15 protein-coding genes are annotated in these 18,824 nt (G+C 73.2%); 9 read left to right on the plus strand and 6 right to left on the minus strand.

Annotated features, from left to right (window positions below; genetic code table 11):
- Positions 1–203: 203 nt before the first annotated feature.
- On the minus strand, positions 204–1,064 hold the full coding sequence (locus tag ACSNOG_RS16770) for an MBL fold metallo-hydrolase (protein ID WP_436753437.1): 861 nt from the start codon (positions 1,062–1,064) through the stop codon (positions 204–206).
- Positions 1,065–1,188: 124 nt separating this feature from the next.
- Between ACSNOG_RS16770 and ACSNOG_RS16775 the strand changes: the two genes are divergently transcribed.
- Positions 1,189–1,614: a MarR family winged helix-turn-helix transcriptional regulator gene (locus ACSNOG_RS16775; protein WP_436753438.1), complete on the plus strand. Its 426-nt coding sequence runs from the start codon at positions 1,189–1,191 to the stop codon at positions 1,612–1,614.
- Between the two features lie 84 nt (positions 1,615–1,698).
- Here ACSNOG_RS16775 and lon read toward each other — a convergent pair whose 3' ends face one another.
- Together lon and ACSNOG_RS16785 are read right to left on the minus strand one after the other, a co-directional pair.
- Positions 1,699–4,101: an endopeptidase La gene (gene lon, locus ACSNOG_RS16780; protein WP_436753439.1), complete on the minus strand. Its 2,403-nt coding sequence runs from the start codon at positions 4,099–4,101 to the stop codon at positions 1,699–1,701.
- A 107-nt stretch (positions 4,102–4,208) separates the two neighbouring features.
- Complete coding sequence (locus tag ACSNOG_RS16785) at positions 4,209–5,210, minus strand: helix-turn-helix domain-containing protein (RefSeq protein WP_436753440.1); 1,002 nt, start codon at positions 5,208–5,210, stop codon at positions 4,209–4,211.
- A gap of 130 nt (positions 5,211–5,340) precedes the next feature.
- On the opposite strand from ACSNOG_RS16785, the gene ACSNOG_RS16790 reads away from it, so the two are divergent.
- Positions 5,341–6,207: an NAD(P)-dependent oxidoreductase gene (locus ACSNOG_RS16790; protein WP_436753441.1), complete on the plus strand. Its 867-nt coding sequence runs from the start codon at positions 5,341–5,343 to the stop codon at positions 6,205–6,207.
- A 308-nt stretch (positions 6,208–6,515) separates the two neighbouring features.
- Here ACSNOG_RS16790 and ACSNOG_RS16795 read toward each other — a convergent pair whose 3' ends face one another.
- Positions 6,516–7,565, minus strand: coding sequence for a rhomboid-like protein (locus tag ACSNOG_RS16795; protein ID WP_436753442.1), 1,050 nt, complete (start codon positions 7,563–7,565; stop codon positions 6,516–6,518).
- Between the two features lie 198 nt (positions 7,566–7,763).
- On the opposite strand from ACSNOG_RS16795, the gene ACSNOG_RS16800 reads away from it, so the two are divergent.
- The 5 genes from ACSNOG_RS16800 (at position 7,764) to ACSNOG_RS16820 (ending at position 14,848) form a co-directional block, all read left to right on the plus strand.
- Positions 7,764–8,477: a spermidine synthase gene (locus tag ACSNOG_RS16800; protein ID WP_436753443.1), complete on the plus strand. Its 714-nt coding sequence runs from the start codon at positions 7,764–7,766 to the stop codon at positions 8,475–8,477.
- A gap of 92 nt (positions 8,478–8,569) precedes the next feature.
- Complete coding sequence (locus tag ACSNOG_RS16805; protein WP_030366311.1) at positions 8,570–9,307, plus strand: response regulator transcription factor; 738 nt, start codon at positions 8,570–8,572, stop codon at positions 9,305–9,307.
- On the plus strand, positions 9,304–10,494 hold the full coding sequence (locus ACSNOG_RS16810) for a HAMP domain-containing sensor histidine kinase (protein WP_436753444.1): 1,191 nt from the start codon (positions 9,304–9,306) through the stop codon (positions 10,492–10,494). Before ACSNOG_RS16805 ends, ACSNOG_RS16810 begins: the two co-directional genes overlap by 4 nt.
- Positions 10,495–10,734: 240 nt before the next feature.
- Entirely contained in the window at positions 10,735–14,535 is a 3,801-nt protein-coding gene (locus ACSNOG_RS16815) for a multifunctional oxoglutarate decarboxylase/oxoglutarate dehydrogenase thiamine pyrophosphate-binding subunit/dihydrolipoyllysine-residue succinyltransferase subunit (protein ID WP_436753445.1), read from the plus strand.
- Between the two features lie 133 nt (positions 14,536–14,668).
- Entirely contained in the window at positions 14,669–14,848 is a 180-nt protein-coding gene (locus ACSNOG_RS16820; protein ID WP_004937694.1) for a DUF6104 family protein, read from the plus strand.
- A 153-nt stretch (positions 14,849–15,001) separates the two neighbouring features.
- Here the strand turns inward: ACSNOG_RS16820 and ACSNOG_RS16825 are convergent, their stop codons facing one another.
- Positions 15,002–15,829: a hypothetical protein gene (locus ACSNOG_RS16825; RefSeq protein ID WP_436753446.1), complete on the minus strand. Its 828-nt coding sequence runs from the start codon at positions 15,827–15,829 to the stop codon at positions 15,002–15,004.
- A gap of 139 nt (positions 15,830–15,968) precedes the next feature.
- Between ACSNOG_RS16825 and ACSNOG_RS16830 the strand changes: the two genes are divergently transcribed.
- Both ACSNOG_RS16830 and ACSNOG_RS16835 read left to right on the plus strand, forming a co-directional pair.
- On the plus strand, positions 15,969–16,856 hold the full coding sequence (locus tag ACSNOG_RS16830) for a DUF4097 family beta strand repeat-containing protein (protein WP_436753447.1): 888 nt from the start codon (positions 15,969–15,971) through the stop codon (positions 16,854–16,856).
- Complete coding sequence (locus tag ACSNOG_RS16835) at positions 16,856–17,890, plus strand: helix-turn-helix transcriptional regulator (RefSeq protein ID WP_436753448.1); 1,035 nt, start codon at positions 16,856–16,858, stop codon at positions 17,888–17,890. Before ACSNOG_RS16830 ends, ACSNOG_RS16835 begins: the two co-directional genes overlap by 1 nt.
- On the opposite strand, the gene ACSNOG_RS16840 is transcribed toward ACSNOG_RS16835, so the two are convergent.
- Positions 17,841–18,614: a 2,3-dihydro-2,3-dihydroxybenzoate dehydrogenase gene (locus ACSNOG_RS16840; protein ID WP_436753449.1), complete on the minus strand. Its 774-nt coding sequence runs from the start codon at positions 18,612–18,614 to the stop codon at positions 17,841–17,843. The two genes, ACSNOG_RS16835 and ACSNOG_RS16840, sit on opposite strands and share 50 nt — an antisense overlap.
- Positions 18,615–18,824 lie beyond the last annotated feature (210 nt).

The following is an 18,824-nucleotide window of genomic DNA, read 5'->3' on the forward strand; positions in this document are numbered from 1 at the left end:
CCCCCCCCCCCCCCCCCCCCCCCCCCGCCCGGTATTCCGCTTTTGATGGTCCGTCTTCCTGCTCTTGAACGTGCCTTCGTCGCGCGCAAGGGTCCCCCTCCGAACGTGACTGGTCGGTCAGCGGAGCTTGGTCGGTGACCATGCAAGCGGTGGGGTTCGCGTCCGTCAACGGGGCAAACGAGACAGGGGCTTCGGACCGCGCGTCACGCGTCGACGGGCTCCCAGGACGTGGCTCCCGCCGCGTCGCGCAGCACCCGCCCGAACACCACGTCCGCGAAGTGGATGCCGAAGCCGATCGTCGCGGGCTGCGCCATCTCCTCCACCAGGCGGCGGCGGAAGACCGCGGACCGACGGGCGTCGTGGTCGACGACGGCCGACCACTCGGGGTGGGCTATCTGGATCGGCGAGTGCAGGGCGTCACCGAAGGCGATCAGGCGGCGGCCGCCGCCGGTGATGACGTAGGCGGCGTGGCCCGCGGTGTGGCCGGGGGTGAGCATGACGCGGACGCCGGGGAAGATCTCCTCCTCGTCGGCGACCAGGCGGAGGCCGGGCTCCACGGCGGCGAGGACCTCCTCGGACACGCCGTGCTGCCCGGCGAGGTGCCGGTGCTCCCACTCGGCCGCGCTCATGAGGTGGACGGCGCCCGCCTCGGCGAGCTGCGCGGACCAGCCGATGTGGTCGCCGTGCAGGTGGGTGATGGCCACGGCCTCGACGGCGGCGGGGGTGCGGCCGAGGCGGGCCAGGTTGTCGAGGAAGGCACCGCCCTTGATCTCCCCCACGGCCGCGCCGGGTTCGGCTGCCGGGAGGTGCACGGGGCCGACGCCGGCGTCGATGAGCAGGGCCCGGTCGCCGTGCTCGACCAGGAGGCCGCCCATGCTCGCCACGAGGTTCCCCGTCGCGTCGAGGTATTCCGGGTGCTGCGCCCAGACCTCGTCGGTGGTGTCCGGCAGCCAGCCGCGCGGGCCCAGCTGACCCACGCCGTCCGGCACGTAGGTGACCTTGGTGTCGCCGAGCTGCAGCGAGCGGATGCCGGACGGGCGGCTGAGGCGGGCGTCGTGGGACATGGGTGGTTCCGTCCATTCGTGGTGCGGGGGTTCCTTGATCGAAGACAATAAGCTTCTGGCTTGAATGATTCAAGCTGCAAAATTATCGGCTTGATGGAGTCGGCTCCCGATTACGATGGCTCCCATGACCACCACGGAAGCGGACACCCTCGCCGAGCGGCGGCTCTGCGGCCTGGTGAACGGACTCGCCCGCCGCATCGCGGACCATGTGCGCGACCGCGCGGCCCAGCTGGACCTCACCGCACCCCAGGCCACGGCCCTGCGGGAGCTGACCGGCCCGATGACGATGCGCGAGCTCGCCGACCGCATGGCCTGCGAGCCCTCCAACGCGACCTTCGTCATCGACAAGCTGGAGGGCCGCGGGCTCCTGGAGCGCCGCCCGCACCCCACGGACCGCCGCGCCAAGCAGCTGGTCCTGACCGGCGAGGGCACGGCCCTGCGGGAACGGCTCATGGAGCTCCTCGCCCGGGAATCGCCCCTGGCCGGGCTGTCGCAGGAGGAGCAGGACGCCCTGCACGGCCTGCTGGAGAAGGCCGTCAGCCACACCTGAGCCGCAAGACGGCGCGTGAACCGGAAAACGGCGCGGGGCCCGTACCTCTCGTGAAGAGGTACGGGCCCCGCGCCGTTGCCGCCGTTACGCCGCCACGGCCACCTCCGCCGCGGCCGGTTCCAGGGCCAGCGCCAGCACCTGGCGGACGTCGGAGACCGGGTGGACGTCGAGCTTCGCCAGCACCTCGGCCGGCACGTCGTCCAGATCGGGCTCGTTCCGCTTCGGGATGATCACCGTCGTCACGCCCGCCCGGTGCGCCGCCAGCAGCTTCTGCTTGACGCCGCCGATGGGCAGGACCCGCCCCGTGAGGGACACCTCGCCGGTCATGGCCACGTCCGGCCGCACCCGGCGGCCCGACAGCAGCGACGCCAGCGCCGTCGTCATGGTGATGCCCGCGCTCGGGCCGTCCTTCGGGACGGCGCCCGCCGGCACGTGCAGGTGGACGCCGCGCTCCTTGAAGTCGCCCACGGGCAGCTCCAGTTCCGCGCCGTGCGAGCGCAGGAAGGACAGCGCGATCTGCGCCGACTCCTTCATGACCTCGCCCAGCTGGCCGGTGAGGGTCAGGCCCGCGCCGCCCGTCTCCGGATCGGCCAGGGAAGCCTCCACGAACAGCACGTCGCCGCCCGCGCCCGTGACCGCGAGCCCCGTCGCCACGCCCGGCACCGCCGTGCGCCGCTCGGCCGGATCCTGCGCGGACTCCGGGGTGTGGTGCGGGCGCCCGATCAGCGGGCGCAGCTGTTCGGCGCCGATGGTGAACGGCAGCTCCTGCTCGCCCAGTTCGTGCCGGGCGGCGACCTTGCGCAGCAGCCGGGCGACGGCGCGCTCCAGGTTCCGCACGCCCGCCTCGCGGGTGTACTCGCCGGCGAGCTTGCGCAGGGCGGCGTCCTCCACGACGACCTCGCCGGGCTCCAGGCCCGCGCGCTCCAGCTGGCGGCGCAGGAGGTGGTCGCGGGCGATGACGACCTTCTCGTCCTCGGTGTAGCCGTCGAGGCGGACGAGCTCCATGCGGTCCAGGAGGGCTTCGGGGATGGCCTCCAGGACGTTGGCGGTCGCCAGGAAGACGACGTCGGACAGGTCGAGTTCAACCTCCAGGTAGTGGTCCCGGAAGGTGTGGTTCTGCGCCGGGTCCAGGACCTCCAGGAGGGCGGCGGCCGGGTCGCCGCGGAAGTCCGAGCCGACCTTGTCGATCTCGTCGAGCAGGACGACCGGGTTCATCGAACCGGCTTCCTTGACCGCCCGTACGATCCGGCCGGGCAGCGCGCCGACATAGGTGCGCCGGTGGCCGCGGATCTCGGCCTCGTCGCGGACGCCGCCGAGCGCCACGCGGACGAACTTCCGCCCCATGGCGCGGGCGACGCTCTCGCCCAGCGAGGTCTTTCCGACGCCGGGCGGGCCGACGAGCGCGAGCACCGCGCCCCCGCGCCGCCCGCCGACCACGCCCAGCCCCCGGTCGGTGCGCCGCTTGCGCACCGCCAGGTACTCGGTGATCCGCTCCTTCACGTCCTCCAGGCCCGCGTGGTCGGCGTCGAGGACGGCCTTCGCGCCGGGGATGTCGTACGCGTCCTCGCTGCGCTCGTTCCAGGGCATCTCCAGCACGGTGTCCAGCCAGGTGCGGATCCAGCCGCCCTCGGGGCTCTGGTCGGAGGAGCGCTCCAGCTTGTCGACCTCCTTCAGGGCCGCTTCGCGCACCTTCTCCGGGAGGCCGGCGGCCTCGACGCGGGCGCGGTAGTCGCCGGACTCGTCCTCCGGGTCGCCGTTGAGCTCGGCGAGCTCCTTGCGGACGGCCTCCAGCTGGCGGCGCAGCAGGAACTCGCGCTGCTGCTTGTCGACGCCCTCCTGGACGTCCTTGGCGATGGTCTCGGCGACGTCCTGCTCGGCGAGGTGCTCGCCGAGCCACCCGACGGCGAGCTTCAGCCGGGCCACCGGGTCGGCGGTCTCCAGCAGCTCCACGCGCTGCTGGACGGTCAGGAAGGGCGAGTAGCCGGAGTTGTCGGCGAGCTGGCCCACGTCCTCGATCTGCTGGACGCGGTCGACGACCTGCCAGGCGCCGCGCTTGCGCAGCCAGCTGGTGGCGAGCGCCTTGTACTCCTTGACGAGCTCGGCGACGGCGCCCGGGAGGGGGTCGGGAGTGATCTCCTCCATCGTGGTGCCCTCGACCCACAGCGCGGCGCCGGGCCCGGTCGTCCCCGCGCCGATGCGCACCCGGCGGACACCGCGGATGAGCGCGCCGGGGTCGCCGCTGCCGGAGAGCCGCCCCACCTGCTCGACGCTGCCGAGCGTGCCGACGCCCGCGTAGGTGCCGTCGACCCGCGGCACGAGCAGCACCAGCGGCTTGGTGCCGCCGCCCCGCGCGGCGGCCTGTGCGGCCTCGACGGCGGCCCGCACTTCGCTGTCGGACAGGTCGAGGGGCACCACCATGCCGGGCAGGACGACCTCGTCGTCGAGGGGCAGCACGGGCAGGGTGAGCGGTGTGGACATCGAAGCCATGATCTCCCCTTAGGCAGGCAAGTTGAGCTATGCCGACTCAATGCGTACCGGGGTCCGGATGTTCCCCCTCCGGTGTTCGCTCTGAGCGATCACCGGTCCGGGTCGCGTCAGGCGACCGCCGTCCCGGGCGTCCCCGGCGGGAACGAGCGCCGGTAGTCCGTGGGCGTCACCCCGAAGTGGAGGGTGAAGTGGCGGCGGAGGTTGGCGGCCGTGCCCAGGCCGCTCAGGCCGGCGACGCGCTCGACGGACAGGGCCGTCGACTCCAGCAGCGACTGGGCGCGGGCCAGGCGCTGGACCAGGAGCCACTGCAGCGGGGTCGTGCCCGTGGCGGCATGGAGGCGGCGGAAGAAGGTGCGGGAGCTCATGCCGGCACGGGCGGCGAGGTCGTCGACGGACAGGGGGCGGTCGAGGTGCTCGCGGGCCCACTGCAGGACGGGGGCGAGGCTGTCGTCGTCGGCTTCGGGCACGGAGAGGTCCACGTACTGGGCCTGCCCGCCGGGCCGGTGGGCGGGCACCACCAGGCGGCGCGCGAGCTGGTTGGCGACGTGGGCGCCGAGGTCGCGGCGGACGAGGTGGAGGCAGAGGTCGAGGCCCGCGGTGACGCCGGCGCTGGTGAGGACGTCGCCGTCGTCGACGTAGAGGACCGAGTCGTCCACGCGCACGCGCGGGTGGCGGCGCGCGAGGGCCTCGGTGTGCATCCAGTGGGCGGTGGCGCGGCGCCCGTCGAGGATGCCGGCGGCGGCCAGGGCGAAGGCCCCGGCGCACAGGGAGACCATGCGGGCGCCGGAGTCCGCGGCCCGGCGCAGGGCCTCCAGCAGCTCGGCGGGCAGCTCGCGCTCGCCCTCGATGCACGCCTCGGGCACCGACGGGACGATCACGGTGTCCGCCCCTTCCAGCCCGTCGAGGCCGTACGAGGTGCGCAGCGCGAGCCCGAAGGAGCCGGGCTGGGGCTCGCCGCCGCCGGCGGAGCACACGCGCAGGTCGTACCAGGGGTCGGCGAGGTCGGGGTGCGGGATGCCGAAGACGGTGCAGACGACCCCCAGTTCGTACAGGTCCCACAGGGGGACGTCGTCGTCGATCACGGCCACGGCCACGGTTCCGGCGCTCATGATCAGCAGCCTAGGCGGGGTGGCAGGAATTTTTCGCAGGACGTCACTCCTGCCACTGTCGGGGCCACGGAGCCGGTGCGAGGCTGGTCGCACTTGATCAACTTCTGTGACACACGGGGAGAAACCACCCATGAAGGTGACCGTTCTCGGTCTGGGTTCGATGGGTACGGCCCTGGCCGGCGCCCTCCTGGAAGCCGGCCACGAGACCACCGTCTGGAACCGCACGGCGGGCAAGGGCGAGGCGCTGGTCGCCCGCGGCGCCGCACGGGCCGCGACCGCCGCGGAGGCCGTGGCGGCGAGCCCCCTGGTCATCGCCTGCCTGTCCGACTACGACGCCGTCCACGGCCTCCTCGGCCCGCTGGCGGGCGGGCTGCGCGGCCGCACGCTCGTCAACCTCACCTCCGGCTCGCCGGAGCAGGCCCGCGCGAGCGCCTCCTGGGCCGCCGGGCACGGCATCGGCTACCTCGACGGCGCGATCATGTCGACGCCGCCCGGCATCGGCAGTCCCGCGGTCATGCTGCTCTACAGCGGCTCCACGCCCGCCTTCGCCGAGCACCGGGAGACCCTGGCGTGCCTGGGCGACCCGGTGGACCTCGGGGACGACGCGGGAGTCGCCTCCCTCTACGACACCGCCCTGCTCGGCATGATGTGGGCGACCCTCGCCGGCTGGCTGCAGGGCGTGGCGCTGACCGGCGCCGACCAGGTGGACGCGGCGGTCTTCACCCCCGTCGCGATCCGCTGGATGGGCGCGGTCAACGGCTTCATGGACACCTACGCGCCCCGGGTCGACGCGGGCGTCTACCCGGGCGACGACGCCACCCTCGACGTCCACCTCGGCGCGATCGGGCACCTCGTCCACGCGAGCGCCGCGCGCGGTCTCGACACCCGGCTGCCCGAGCTGCTGAAGGCCTCCATCGAGGAGGCGGTCGCGGCCGGGCACGGCGGCGACGGCTACGCCCGCCTGATCGAGACCGTCCGGGCGGGGGGCCGCGCGTGACCACGTCCGTCCGCACGGATGCCGTGCCCCTCGCGCCGGCATCCGCCACGCCCGGCGGCCCCGCCGCCGCTCCCCGCACGCTCGCCGCCTGGGCCGCCCTCGTCACCGACGCGGCCGACCACTGCTCCGCGGTCCTGGAAGCGGGCGCGGACCACGACTGGTCCCGGCCCGCGGCCGGCCTGGAGTGGTCGGCGGCCGCGACGCTCGACCACCTCGCGCTCGGCCTCGTCGGCTACGCGGGCCTGCTCACGGCCCGCCCCACCGACCGCTACATCGCCCTGTTCGCCTCGCTCGACCCCGAGGCCCCGCTACCGGCCCGCCTGGAGGGCATCCGCATCGCTGCGGCGCTGCTCGCCGCGACCGTCCGCGGCGCGCGGGAGGGGGACCGCGCCTGGCACCCGTGGGGCCACTCCGACGCGCCCGGGTTCGCCGCCATGGGCGTGACCGAGATCGTCCTCCATACGGACGACATCGCGCGGGGCCTCGGGCTCGCCCCCGCGGTGCCCGGCGAGCTCTGCGCGCCCGCCGTCGAACGCCTCTTCCCGGACGCCCCGGCCGGCCACGACCCCGCCGGGACGCTGCTGTGGTGCACCGGCCGGGCGGCCCTCCCCGGCCTTCCGCGGCGCACGCAGTGGGCCTGGGACGGCACCGTCCGCGGCTGACCGGGCCGCCACCCCCTTGCCGCGCCGCGGGGTGTCGCGCAGCAGGCCCCAGCAGGCCATGCCGGTGAGCAGGGCGATGGGGTGGCCCCAGCTGGCCAGCGGGTCGGCGAACTCGACGAGGTCCTGGGCGCACATGACGAAGGCCAGGCCCAGGACCGTCCGCTTGCCGCGCCGCCCCAGCAGCCCGGCGAGCGCGCCCGTACAGGCCATGACGCCGAAGCTGATGCCGTAGTCGAGGCGGTGCAGCGAGGCCTCCGGCAGCCGCCCCGCGGCCACCGCGCCCGCCACGGGCAGCTCGGTGGCGAGGGTGGCCAGCACGTGGCCGAGGAGGAAGACGCCGGCGGCGCGGGCCCCGCCGACCCGGCGCTCCAGCGCGCGGACGACGAGGACGAAGAGGATCCCGAAGAGCGAATACAGCCCGCCGGCTATCCACAGGGCGCTCGCCAGGAGGACGACGAGGGGCTGTTCGGCCAGGTGCGCGGCGTCGGTACTGGACTCGCGCAGGAGGGTGTTGACGGTGGCCTCGTCGCCGTAGTGCGTGTAGAGCGCGGTAGCCAGCAGGACCAGGCCGTAGAAGAACGTGAACGGCGTGCCGAGGGGGGTGGGCAGCGCCCGCAGGAGCCGGCCGGGCGCCGGGGCCCGGAGGGCTCTCCGAGGGGGCCGCGGACACGCCCCGTCGGGGTCCACCACACTCACTCGGCCCAGCCCCTTCCTCGCGGGTTCCCGCAACGGCACCCGGCGGAGCGGAAAAGCGGTGCCGCTCCGGCTCCCTCCGACATTAAGGTCCATCGGGGGCAGGCGAATCAAGCACAGCCCGTGACTCCGGTCACGCCCCTCAACCTCGGGTCCGCCTGCCGCGTCCGCCGCGTACCGACCGACACGGAAGGCTCCCCGATGCCCACCCTCCAGCGGGACCCGTACGACACCGCCGAGCGGCCCATCACCCTGGACCGCCGCGAGGGCCCCCACGGCGAGGTCGTCCTGCGCCGCCGGGGAAGCGGGGCCGGCGCGGTCCACGAGATCATCGCGAACGGCTGCTTCCTGATGGACACCTCCGACGGGCGCTCGGAGCGGCTGCTCGTGGACGCGGCGCTGGCCGCCCTCCCCGCGGACCGCCCGGAGCCGTCCGTCCTCATCGGCGGGCTCGGCGTCGGCTTCTCCCTCGCCCGGGCCGCGGAGGAGCCCCGGTGGGGCCGGATCACGGTGGCCGAGCGGGAGCCGGCGGTCATCGACTGGCACCGGACCGGGCCACTGGGGGCCCTCTCGGCGCGGGCCCTGGCCGATCCGCGCACCGAGGTCGTCGAGGGCGACCTCCTGCACCACCTGCGCACCGCCCCGGTGCGCTACGACGCGCTGTGCCTGGACATCGACAACGGCCCCGGCTGGACGGTGACGGAGGACAACGACGGCCTCTACTCCCCCGCCGGCCTGGCGGGCTGCCGCGAGCGCCTGACCCCCGGCGGCGTGCTCGCCGTGTGGTCGGCCCGGCCGTCCGCCGCGTTCGAGGCAACCCTCCGTAATGCCGGTTTCGAAGGGGTACGGACCGAAGAGATCGCGGTTGCCCGGGGCGTACCGGACGTAGTGCACCTCGCGCAACGTGCCGCGTAGCCGTCGCCCGCCACCTGCCCGTACCCTGCTTGCCACAGCTGAAGAGCCGGCAGAGAACGACGCGACGGAAAGACGCTAGGGGCGGGGCGCGCATGGAGCAGACACACATCGGCCCGAACGGCGCCGCAGCCTCCGCCGGGGCGCAGCGCCGGGTGCTGGTGGTCGAGGACGACCGGACCATCGTCGACGCCATCGCGGCCCGGCTGCGGGCCGAGGGGTTCCAGGTCCGCACCGCGGGCGACGGGCCGGCTGCCGTCGACACCGCGGAGGCCTGGCAGCCCGACCTGCTCGTGCTCGACGTGATGCTGCCGGGCTTCGACGGCCTGGAGGTGTGCCGGCGCGTGCAGGCGCAGCGGCCGGTGCCCGTCCTGATGCTCACCGCGCGTGACGACGAGACGGACATGCTGGTCGGCCTCGGCGTCGGCGCCGACGACTACATGACCAAGCCCTTCTCGATGCGCGAGCTGGCGGCCCGGGTGCACGTGCTGCTGCGGCGCGTGGAGCGGGCGGCCCTCGCCGCGCACACCCCGCGCAGCGGCATCCTGCGCCTGGGCGAGCTGGAGATCGACCACGCGCAGCGCCGGGTGCGCGTCAGAGGCGCCGACGTGCACCTGACGCCGACCGAGTTCGACCTGCTGGTCTGCCTGGCGAACACGCCGCGCGCCGTCCTCTCCCGCGAGCAGCTGCTCGCGGAGGTGTGGGACTGGGCCGACGCCTCGGGCACCCGCACCGTCGACAGCCACATCAAGGCCCTCCGCCGGAAGATCGGCGCGGAGCGGATCCGTACGGTGCACGGCGTCGGCTACGCACTGGAGACCCCGGCGGCATGACCGGCGGCACGGCCGGCCCCGGGGGCGGCACCGGCCAGAGCGCGGCACGGGGCGAGGGCCGCGGCAGGCGCGCCCGCGAGGCGGAGCGCGGCAGGGGCGCGGCGGTGCCGGCGGGCCTGGGGGGCCGCGTCTGGGAGGCGCTGCGCCCGCTGGACCCCTACCGGTCGGTGAAGGCGGCGCTGGGCGCCCTCGTCATCGGCTCGGTGGTCATAACGACCTTCCTGGTCTTCGTCGCGATCCACTCGGCGACGGAGCTGCGGGTGATCACCGTCTTCTCGATCATCGCCTCGCTGCTGATAACGCAGTTCGTGGCGCAGGGCCTGACCGCCCCGCTGGACGAGATGACCGAGGTCACCCGGGCGATGGCGCAGGGTGACTACACGCGCCGGGTGGGCGCCGGGCGGCGGGACGAGTTCGGGCACTTGGCGAACGCCTTCAACCGCATGGCGGCCGACCTGGAGGCGGTGGACACCCACCGCAAGGAGCTCGTCGCCAACGTCTCGCACGAGCTGCGGACCCCGATCGCGGGTCTGCGGGCGGTCCTGGAGAACGTGGTGGACGGGGTCTCGGCCGCCGATCCGGAGACGATGCGCACGGCGCTGCGCCAGACCGAGCGGCTCGGCCGCCTGGTGGAGCAGCTGCTGGACCTGTCCCGGCTCGACAACGGGGTCGTCCCGCTGCACGCGCGGCGCTTCGAGGTGTGGCCGTACCTGGCGGGCGTCCTGAAGGAGGCGAGCATGGCCAACGGCTCGGGCTCCTCTCCGCACGCCCGCAAGGACGTCCACCTGCACCTGGACGTCTCCCCGCCGGAGCTGACGGCCCACGCGGACGCGGAGCGGCTGCACCAGGTGGTGGCGAACCTGGTGGACAACGCGGTCAAGCACAGCCCGCCGCACGGGCGGGTCACGGTGCGGGCGCGCCGGGGCGAGGGGCCGCAGTCGCTGGCCCTGGAGGTGCTGGACGAGGGCCCGGGCATCCCCGAGGCGGAGCGGCACCGGGTCTTCGAGCGGTTCAACCGGGGCGGCTCGGGCCAGCAGGGGCCGGGCACGGACGGCGGCACGGGGCTGGGTCTGGCCATCGCCCGGTGGGCGGTGGATCTGCACGGCGGGAGCATCGGGGTGGCCGAATCCCCGCAGGGGTGCCGCATTCAGGTCACTCTTCCGGGCGTACCGCGCGATCAGTCTTGACGTAGGGTCGGTGGCGGAGGCACACATTCGAGGGAGTGTGGGGCGCGCTTGAGCGAACCCTGATACCCCTGGGCCCTGCAGAACCCCGTGTGTTTCCCGCCAAGTCATGCCCCGAAACCCCGGAGTGAATGTGACTTGCGCGACTGCTGGCCCGGGTGGCCTGCATCAACCCTGCAGACAGGCGTAGCCTTTATTCCCGCTGTCCATCACCTTGTGAAGCGGAAGAGGGCGGTTGCCGCCGTGTCGCCACAGTCCCCCAACACCTCGAGCATCTCGACCGACCAAGACGGGCAGGGCAAGAGCCCTGCAGACGTGTTCGGTCCCAATGAGTGGCTCGTCGACGAGATCTACCAGCAGTACCTCCAGGACCCGAACTCGGTCGACCGAGCCTGGTGGGACTTCTTCGCCGACTACAAGCCGGGCACCGCGGCGGCAGCGCCGCCGCAGGAGGTGATCGAAGCCGCGGGCGGCCCCGCCCCGGCCGCCACCACCCCCGCGGCGCCCGCCGCCCCGGCTCCGGCCGCTCCGGCCCAGGCCGCTCCGGCCGCGCCCGCGCAGCCCGCTGCCGCCGCTCCGGCTGCTCCGGCCGCCGCGGCCCCGGCCCCGGCGAAGCCCGCGGTCAAGGCCGCGCCCGCCAAGCCGGCCGCCGCCGCGAAGCCCGCCGAGCAGGCCGCCGGCCCCGAGCTGGTCACCCTGCGTGGTCCCGCGGCCGCGGTCGCGAAGAACATGAACGCCTCCCTGGAGCTGCCGACGGCCACGTCCGTCCGCGCCGTCCCGGTGAAGCTGCTGTTCGACCAGCGCATCGTGATCAACAATCACCTCAAGCGCGCCCGCGGCGGCAAGGTCTCCTTCACGCACCTCATCGGCTACGCCATGGTGCAGGCGCTGAAGCTCATGCCGTCGATGAACTACTCCTTCACGGAGAAGGACGGCAAGCCGACCCTCGTCAAGCCCGAGCACGTCAACCTCGGCCTGGCGATCGACCTGGTCAAGCCGAACGGTGACCGCCAGCTCGTGGTCGCGGCCATCAAGAAGGCCGAGACGCTGAACTTCTTCGAGTTCTGGCAGGCCTACGAGGACATCGTCCGCCGCGCCCGCGTCGGCAAGCTGACGATGGACGACTTCACCGGCGTCACCGCCTCGCTGACCAACCCCGGCGGCATCGGCACCGTGCACTCCGTGCCGCGCCTGATGCCCGGCCAGGGTCTGATCCTCGGCGTCGGCGCGATGGACTACCCCGCCGAGTTCCAGGGCACCTCGCAGGACGCCCTGAACCGCATGGGCATCTCCAAGGTCATGACCCTGACCTCGACGTACGACCACCGGGTGATCCAGGGCGCCGCCTCCGGCGAGTTCCTGCGGATCATGGCCCAGCTGCTCCTCGGCGAGAACGACTTCTACGACGAGATCTTCGAGGCGCTGCGCATCCCCTACGAGCCGGTCCGCTGGCTCAAGGACATCGACGCCTCGCACGACGACGACGTCACCAAGGCCGCCCGCGTCTTCGAGCTGATCCACTCCTACCGGGTCCGCGGCCACGTCATGGCCGACACCGACCCGCTGGAGTACCGCCAGCGCAAGCACCCCGACCTCGACATCACCGAGCACGGCCTCACCCTGTGGGACCTGGAGCGCGAGTTCGCGGTCGGCGGCTTCGCCGGCAAGTCCATGATGAAGCTGCGCGACATCCTCGGCGTGCTGCGCGACTCGTACTGCCGCACCACCGGCATCGAGTTCATGCACATCCAGGACCCCAAGCAGCGCAAGTGGATCCAGGACCGCGTCGAGCGCGGCCACTCCAAGCCCGAGCGCGAGGAGCAGCTGCGCATCCTGCGCCGGCTGAACGCCGCCGAGGCCTTCGAGACCTTCCTGCAGACGAAGTACGTCGGCCAGAAGCGCTTCTCCCTGGAGGGCGGCGAGTCCGTCATCCCGCTGCTGGACTCGGTGCTGGACGCCGCCGCCGAGGCGCGTCTGGACGAGGTCGTCATCGGCATGGCCCACCGCGGCCGCCTCAACGTCCTCGCCAACATCGTCGGCAAGTCCTACGCGCAGATCTTCCGCGAGTTCGAGGGCAACCTCGACCCGAAGTCGATGCACGGCTCCGGCGACGTGAAGTACCACCTGGGCGCCGAGGGCACCTTCACCGGCCTGGACGGCGAGCAGATCAAGGTCTCGCTGGCCGCCAACCCCTCCCACCTGGAGACGGTCGACCCGGTCGTCGAGGGCATCGCCCGCGCCAAGCAGGACATCATCGGCAAGGCGGGCACGGACTTCACCGTCCTGCCGGTCCAGCTCCACGGCGACGCGGCCTTCGCGGGCCAGGGCGTCGTCGCCGAGACGCTGAACATGTCGCAGCTGCGCGGCTACCGCACCGGCGGCACCGTGCACATCGTCATCAACAACCAGGTCGGCTTCACCGCGCCGCCGGAGTCCTCGCGCTCGTCGATGTACTGCACCGACGTCGCCCGGATGATCGAGGCGCCGATCTTCCACGTGAACGGTGACGACCCGGAGGCCGTGGTCCGCGTCGCGCGGCTCGCCTTCGAGTTCCGCCAGGCGTTCAACAAGGACGTCGTCATCGACCTGATCTGCTACCGCCGCCGCGGGCACAACGAGTCGGACAACCCCTCGTTCACCCAGCCGCTGATGTACGACCTGATCGACAAGAAGCGCTCGGTGCGCAAGCTGTACACCGAGTCCCTCATCGGTCGCGGCGACATCACCCTGGAAGAGGCCGAGCAGGCGCTGCAGGACTACCAGGGCCAGCTGGAGAAGGTCTTCGTCGAGGTCCGCGACGCGGACGCGGCGACGGCCCCGGCCGCCGTCCCGGCCCCGCTCGGCGGCTTCCCGGTCGCGGTGAACACCGCGATCTCCCAGGAGGTCCTCAAGCGGATCGCCGAGTCGCAGGTCACCACGCCCGACAACGTCACGGTGCACCCGCGCCTGGTGCCGCAGCTGCAGCGCCGCGCCGCCAGCATCGAGGACGGCACGATCGACTGGGGCATGGGCGAGACCCTCGCCTTCGGCTCGCTGCTGATGGAGGGCACCCCGGTCCGGCTCGCCGGCCAGGACTCCCGCCGCGGCACCTTCGGCCAGCGCCACGCGGTGCTCGTCGACCGCGAGACCGGCGAGGACTACACCCCGCTGCTCTACCTGTCCGAGGACCAGGCCCGCTTCAACGTCTACGACTCGCTGCTCAGCGAGTACGCGGCGATGGGCTTCGAGTACGGCTACTCGCTGGCCCGCCCGGACGCGCTGGTGCTGTGGGAGGCCCAGTTCGGTGACTTCGTCAACGGCGCCCAGTCCGTCATCGACGAGTTCATCTCCTCCTCCGAGCAGAAGTGGAACCAGACCTCCGGGGTCACGCTGCTCCTGCCGCACGGCTACGAGGGCCAGGGCCCGGACCACTCCTCGGCCCGCATCGAGCGGTTCCTGCAGCTCTGCGCGCAGGACAACATGACGGTCGCCATGCCGACGCTGCCGTCGAACTACTTCCACCTGCTGCGCTGGCAGGTCCACAACCCGCACCACAAGCCGCTGATCGTCTTCACCCCGAAGTCGATGCTGCGTCTGAAGGCCGCGGCGTCGAAGGCGGAGGAGTTCACCAGCGGCGCGTTCCGTCCGGTCATCGGTGACGACACCGTCGCCGCGGCGGACGTCCGCAAGGTCGTCTTCTGCTCCGGCAAGGTCTACTACGACCTGGCCGCCGAGCGGGCCAAGCGCGGCGCGAACGACACGGCCATCGTCCGCATCGAGCGCCTCTACCCGCTGCCGGGCGAGGAGCTCCAGGCCGAGATCGCCAAGTTCCCGAACGCCGAGAAGTACATCTGGGCGCAGGAGGAGCCGGCGAACCAGGGTGCGTGGCCGTTCATCGCGCTCAACCTGATCGACCACCTGGACCTGGCCGTCGGTGCCGACGTCCCGGCCCGCGAGCGGCTGCGGCGGATCTCCCGTCCGCACTCCTCGTCCCCGGCGGTCGGTTCGGCCAAGCGCCACCAGGTCGAGCAGCAGACGCTGATCAACGAGGTGTTCGACGCCTGACGGGCCGTCCACGTCCCGTAACGGACCGGGCCCCCACCGCTGCGAAGCGGTGGGGGCCCGGTCCCGTTGCGGGGGCCCGTCCTATCCTTGGCCTGACGTAGCGAAACCCACCGCATCATCCGACGGAGAGAACGTGTACTTCACCGACCGCGGCATCGAGGAGCTGGAGAACCGGCGTGGCGAGGAGGAGGTCACGCTCGGCTGGGTGGCCGAGCAGCTGCGCACCTTCGTCGACCTGAACCCGGACTTCGAGGTCCCGGTCGAGCGCCTGGCGACGTGGCTGGCGCGCCTGGACGACGAGGACGACGAGTAGGGTCTTCGCTCTTCGCTCTTCGCTCTTCGAGGAGCGGGGTGCTTGCGCCTTCTCGAAGCGTGGTGCCGCGCCCCCCCAAGTAAGGGGCGCGGGGAACTGCGCGACAAGCCCCCACCGGCCCGCAGCCGCGCTCCGGCCTGCGCGGCGCGGTTCTTACCGCCCCTGGCCGCGGCCCCGCCACCAGTCGTACGCGAGCGTCAACGCCCCGTCCGCCAGGACGACCGCCCCTGCGGCCGCCATGCCGCGCCGCCCGCTCCGCCGCCCCCACAGGGCCAGGCCCGCCCCGGCCGCGATCTCCGCGGCGCCGAGGGCACGGGCCCGCGGCCCTCGCGTCCACGCGCCGAGCCGCCCGCCGTCCACCGCTTCGAACCCGGCCCGTACGGCCTCGCGCCAGCCGGGCCAGTAGACCGCCTCGGCGGCGGGGAGCGCGCCCGCGGAGGCGCGCAGGCCGTCGGCCGGGACGCCCGGGGCGAGGCCGGGCGGCAGGCGCAGGCCGGTGCGCGAGAGCACGGCGATCAGCCCGCGCACCCGGGACGCGGCGTCGGCGTCCGCGTCCGGCCGGGTGAGCCCGTCGAGCGCGGCCCCGTCGAGGACCGGGTCGAGTCCGGTGCGGGCCCGCAGCGCGGTCATGGCCGCCTCTTCGCCGTGCGGCGTGCCGTCGGCGAGCCAGGCGTAACCCACGGTCCGCCGGAAGCCCGCCGCGACCACGAACCCCGCCCCGCGCGCGTCCCACCACAGGCCCACGACGGGCCACTGCTCGGCGACGGCCAGGGCGTGCGCCCAGCCGGCGGTGGCGGTGGCCGGGTCGGTGCCCTCGGTGCGCCAGGAGTCCTTGCCGGGGATCAGCGCGCTCCAGCCCTCCCCGGCCGGGACCAGGAGGAGCGGTTCGTTCAGGAGCTGGGCGGAGGGCCGGACGCGGCCGGGCTCGGCCCGGCAGAGCAGCAGGACTCCCGCCGTGCGGCTGTGATCAGTAGCGGACATGCGACAACGCTATGCCAAGCCGGGAGTGCTTGACTTCGCCCGACCGCGATATATCGTGTTTCTCGGGAGACGCGATAGGTTGCGTCTCGTTACGCCTTCCCGGTGTTCCGCCGTCCTGATGCAGAGAAGGGGGCCCGGCATGCCCGTCGAGTCCGAGTGGTCACTCGCCACGCCGCGGAACGTCGCCTTCGAGGAGCCGGTCCTCTCCCTGGACGTGCACATCGTGAACGGCACGGTCAACGTCGTCGGTGCGGACGGCGGCCCGGCCCGCCTGGAGCTGACGGCGCTCGACGGCCCGGCGCTGAAGGTCACCCACCGGCGCGGCAGCCTGACCGTCGGATACGAGGACCTGGCGCCGAACACCCTCCGCCGCTGGCTCTCCCGCACGAACTGGAACCGCTCGGCGGACGTGACCCTCACCGTGCCCGCGGCGGCCGACGTCAAGGTCACCGTCGTCGGGGCGGGCGCCGTGGTCTCGGGGATCGCGGGCAGCACGAAGGTCCAGGGCGTCTCCGGCGACACCACGCTCGTCGGCCTCACCGGAGACGTCCGGACGCAGACGGTCTCCGGCCGCGTGGAGGCCCAGCGCCTGGGCGGCGCCGTGCACTGCAACAGCGTCTCCGGCGACCTCACGATCGTCGAGTGCACCAGCGGCCGGGTCAAGGCCGACTCGGTCAACGGCAATACGGTCATCGACCTCGCGCCGGCCGCGCCGCGCACCGAGCTGGCGGTCACCTCCGTCTCCGGCGACGTCGCCCTGCGGCTGCCCGCCGCGGCGGACGCGACGGTGGAGGCGGGCACCACGGTCGGCGCGGTCTCCTGCGCCTTCGGGGAGCTGCGGGTGCACGACCAGTTCGCCGCCCGGAACATCACCGGCCGGCTGGGCAGCGGCCGCGGCCGGATCAAGGTCACCACCGTCTCCGGCGCCGTCGCCCTGCTGCGCGGGCCGGACACCGACGACTGGGCGGACGAACGGACCGACGCCGACTCCGCGGCCGAGGCCCCCGCACAGGGAAAGGTCCTCTGATGCCCCCCGTCTTCGCCCACGGCCGGCTCCGCCTCTACCTGCTCAAGCTGCTCGACGAGGCGCCCCGCCACGGCTACGAGATCATCCGGCTGCTGGAGGAGCGCTTCCAGGGCCTCTACGCGCCCTCCGCCGGCACCGTCTACCCGCGCCTGGCCAAGCTGGAGGCCGAGGGCCTGGTCACCCACACCACCGAGGGCGGCCGCAAGGTCTACGCCATCACCGCCGCCGGCCGTGCCGAACTCGCGGGCCGCCAGGGCGAACTGGCCGAGCTGGAGCTGGAGATCCGCGAGTCCGTCGCCGCGCTCGCGGCCGACATCCGCGAGGACGTCCGCGGCGCGGCGGGCGACCTGCGGCGCCAGATGCAGGAAGCCGCCCGGCGCACGCGGGCCGGTGCGCGAAGCGGCTCCGGGGACACGTCCTCCTTCGAAGGCGCGAAGGAGGAGCTCCGGCGGGCCAAGGAACAGTGGAAGGAACAGGCCCGGCGAGCAAAGGAGGAGAGCCGGCGCGCCCGCCAGGACGCCCAGCAGGCCCGCCACCAGGCCAGGGAGGCCCAGGAACGGGCGAACGAGGAGATCCGGCGCGCCGCCGAGCGCGTCCAGGAACAGGTCCAGGAACACCTGCGCCGCGGCGACTGGCCGACGGGCATCGCCGAGGGCGTCAGCGCCCTGGCGAAGGAGTTCGGCTCCTTCGCCGGCCGCGCGGCCCACACGGCTCGCCCGGCCGGCCCGCACCGGCCGGGAACCCCGGAGGCCTCCGCCCCCGCCCCCGCTCGGGCCCGGGGCTCCCTCTCTTCCACCGCTGCGGCGTCCGGCCGTAGCGGTGGAAGTGCGTTGCCCGGGTGTTGCGCGAGTGCCGGCCGGGTGCCGGCCGGGTGCCGGCCGGGTGCGTACGAGTCGTCCGTACGAATCGAGCGCCGTACGGACGAATCGAGCGCCGTACGGGCGGACTGCCCGCACGGCGCTCGAAGGTTCGAGGGCGTACCGTTCAGACACCCAGCGCCGCACCCCCGTCCACCGTCAGGTCGTGCATCGTGATGTGGGAGGCCGCGTCGGACAACAGGAACACCACCGCCTGGGCCACGTTTTCCGGCCGGGCCAGCCTCCGTAGCGGAATTCCCACCCGGTACGAACTCGCCACGCCCTCGATGGACGCTTTGCGGGCCGCGTCCCCGTCCTTCCACATATCGCTCAGCATCGGCGTCTCGGTCGATCCGGGCGCCACCAGATTGCAGCGGATCCCGTATTTGGCGACTTCGAGCCCCATGCACTTGGTGAACATCGTGGCCGCGGCCTTCGACGCCGAATAGGCCGCCATCTCCACGCGGGCCGTACCGGCCGCGTTCGAGGCGACCGTCACCACCGCTCCCCGGCCGCGCGGCACCATGCGGTTGACGACGGCGCGGGAGACGAAGAAGACGCCGCTGGTGTTCACGGCGAAGGTGAACTTCCAGTCCTCGTCCGTCAGCCGGCGCGCTTCGGCGAGCCGGAGCACGCCGGCCGCGTTGACCAGGTAGTCCAGGGGGCCGAGGCGTCGCTCGACCGCGTCGACGACCGCCTCCACTTCCGGGCTGGAGGTGACGTCCCCGGGGAAGGCCTCCACCAGCAGGCCGTCCGCGGTGAGCTTTTCGACGCAGGCCCGCAGCCGGACCTCTTCCTTGTCGACCGCCGCTACGGCGACTCCCTTCTCTGCCAGCGTCCGGACGACCGATTCTCCTATTCCGCCTGCCGCCCCGGTGACGAGAGCGACTTTTCCTTCCATCGAAACCTCCATACCCGGGAGTTCATGGCACGTCCGTGAACAATTTTCGGCAAAACTGGGTGGCAGGTGAAGCGAGGTTTTCTCACTCCGTCAGGTGACGGCGTGGTTTCGTAAAGTGCCGATCGGTTTGCCCATGGGCGAGGGGGTGGGGCGGCCGGGTCGGCGGCCGGGTCGGCGACCGGGGTGACGGCCGGCCAAGTGGCCCACGAT

This window comes from Streptomyces sp. URMC 124 (genome assembly GCF_051386455.1).
Lineage (GTDB): Bacteria > Actinomycetota > Actinomycetes > Streptomycetales > Streptomycetaceae > Streptomyces.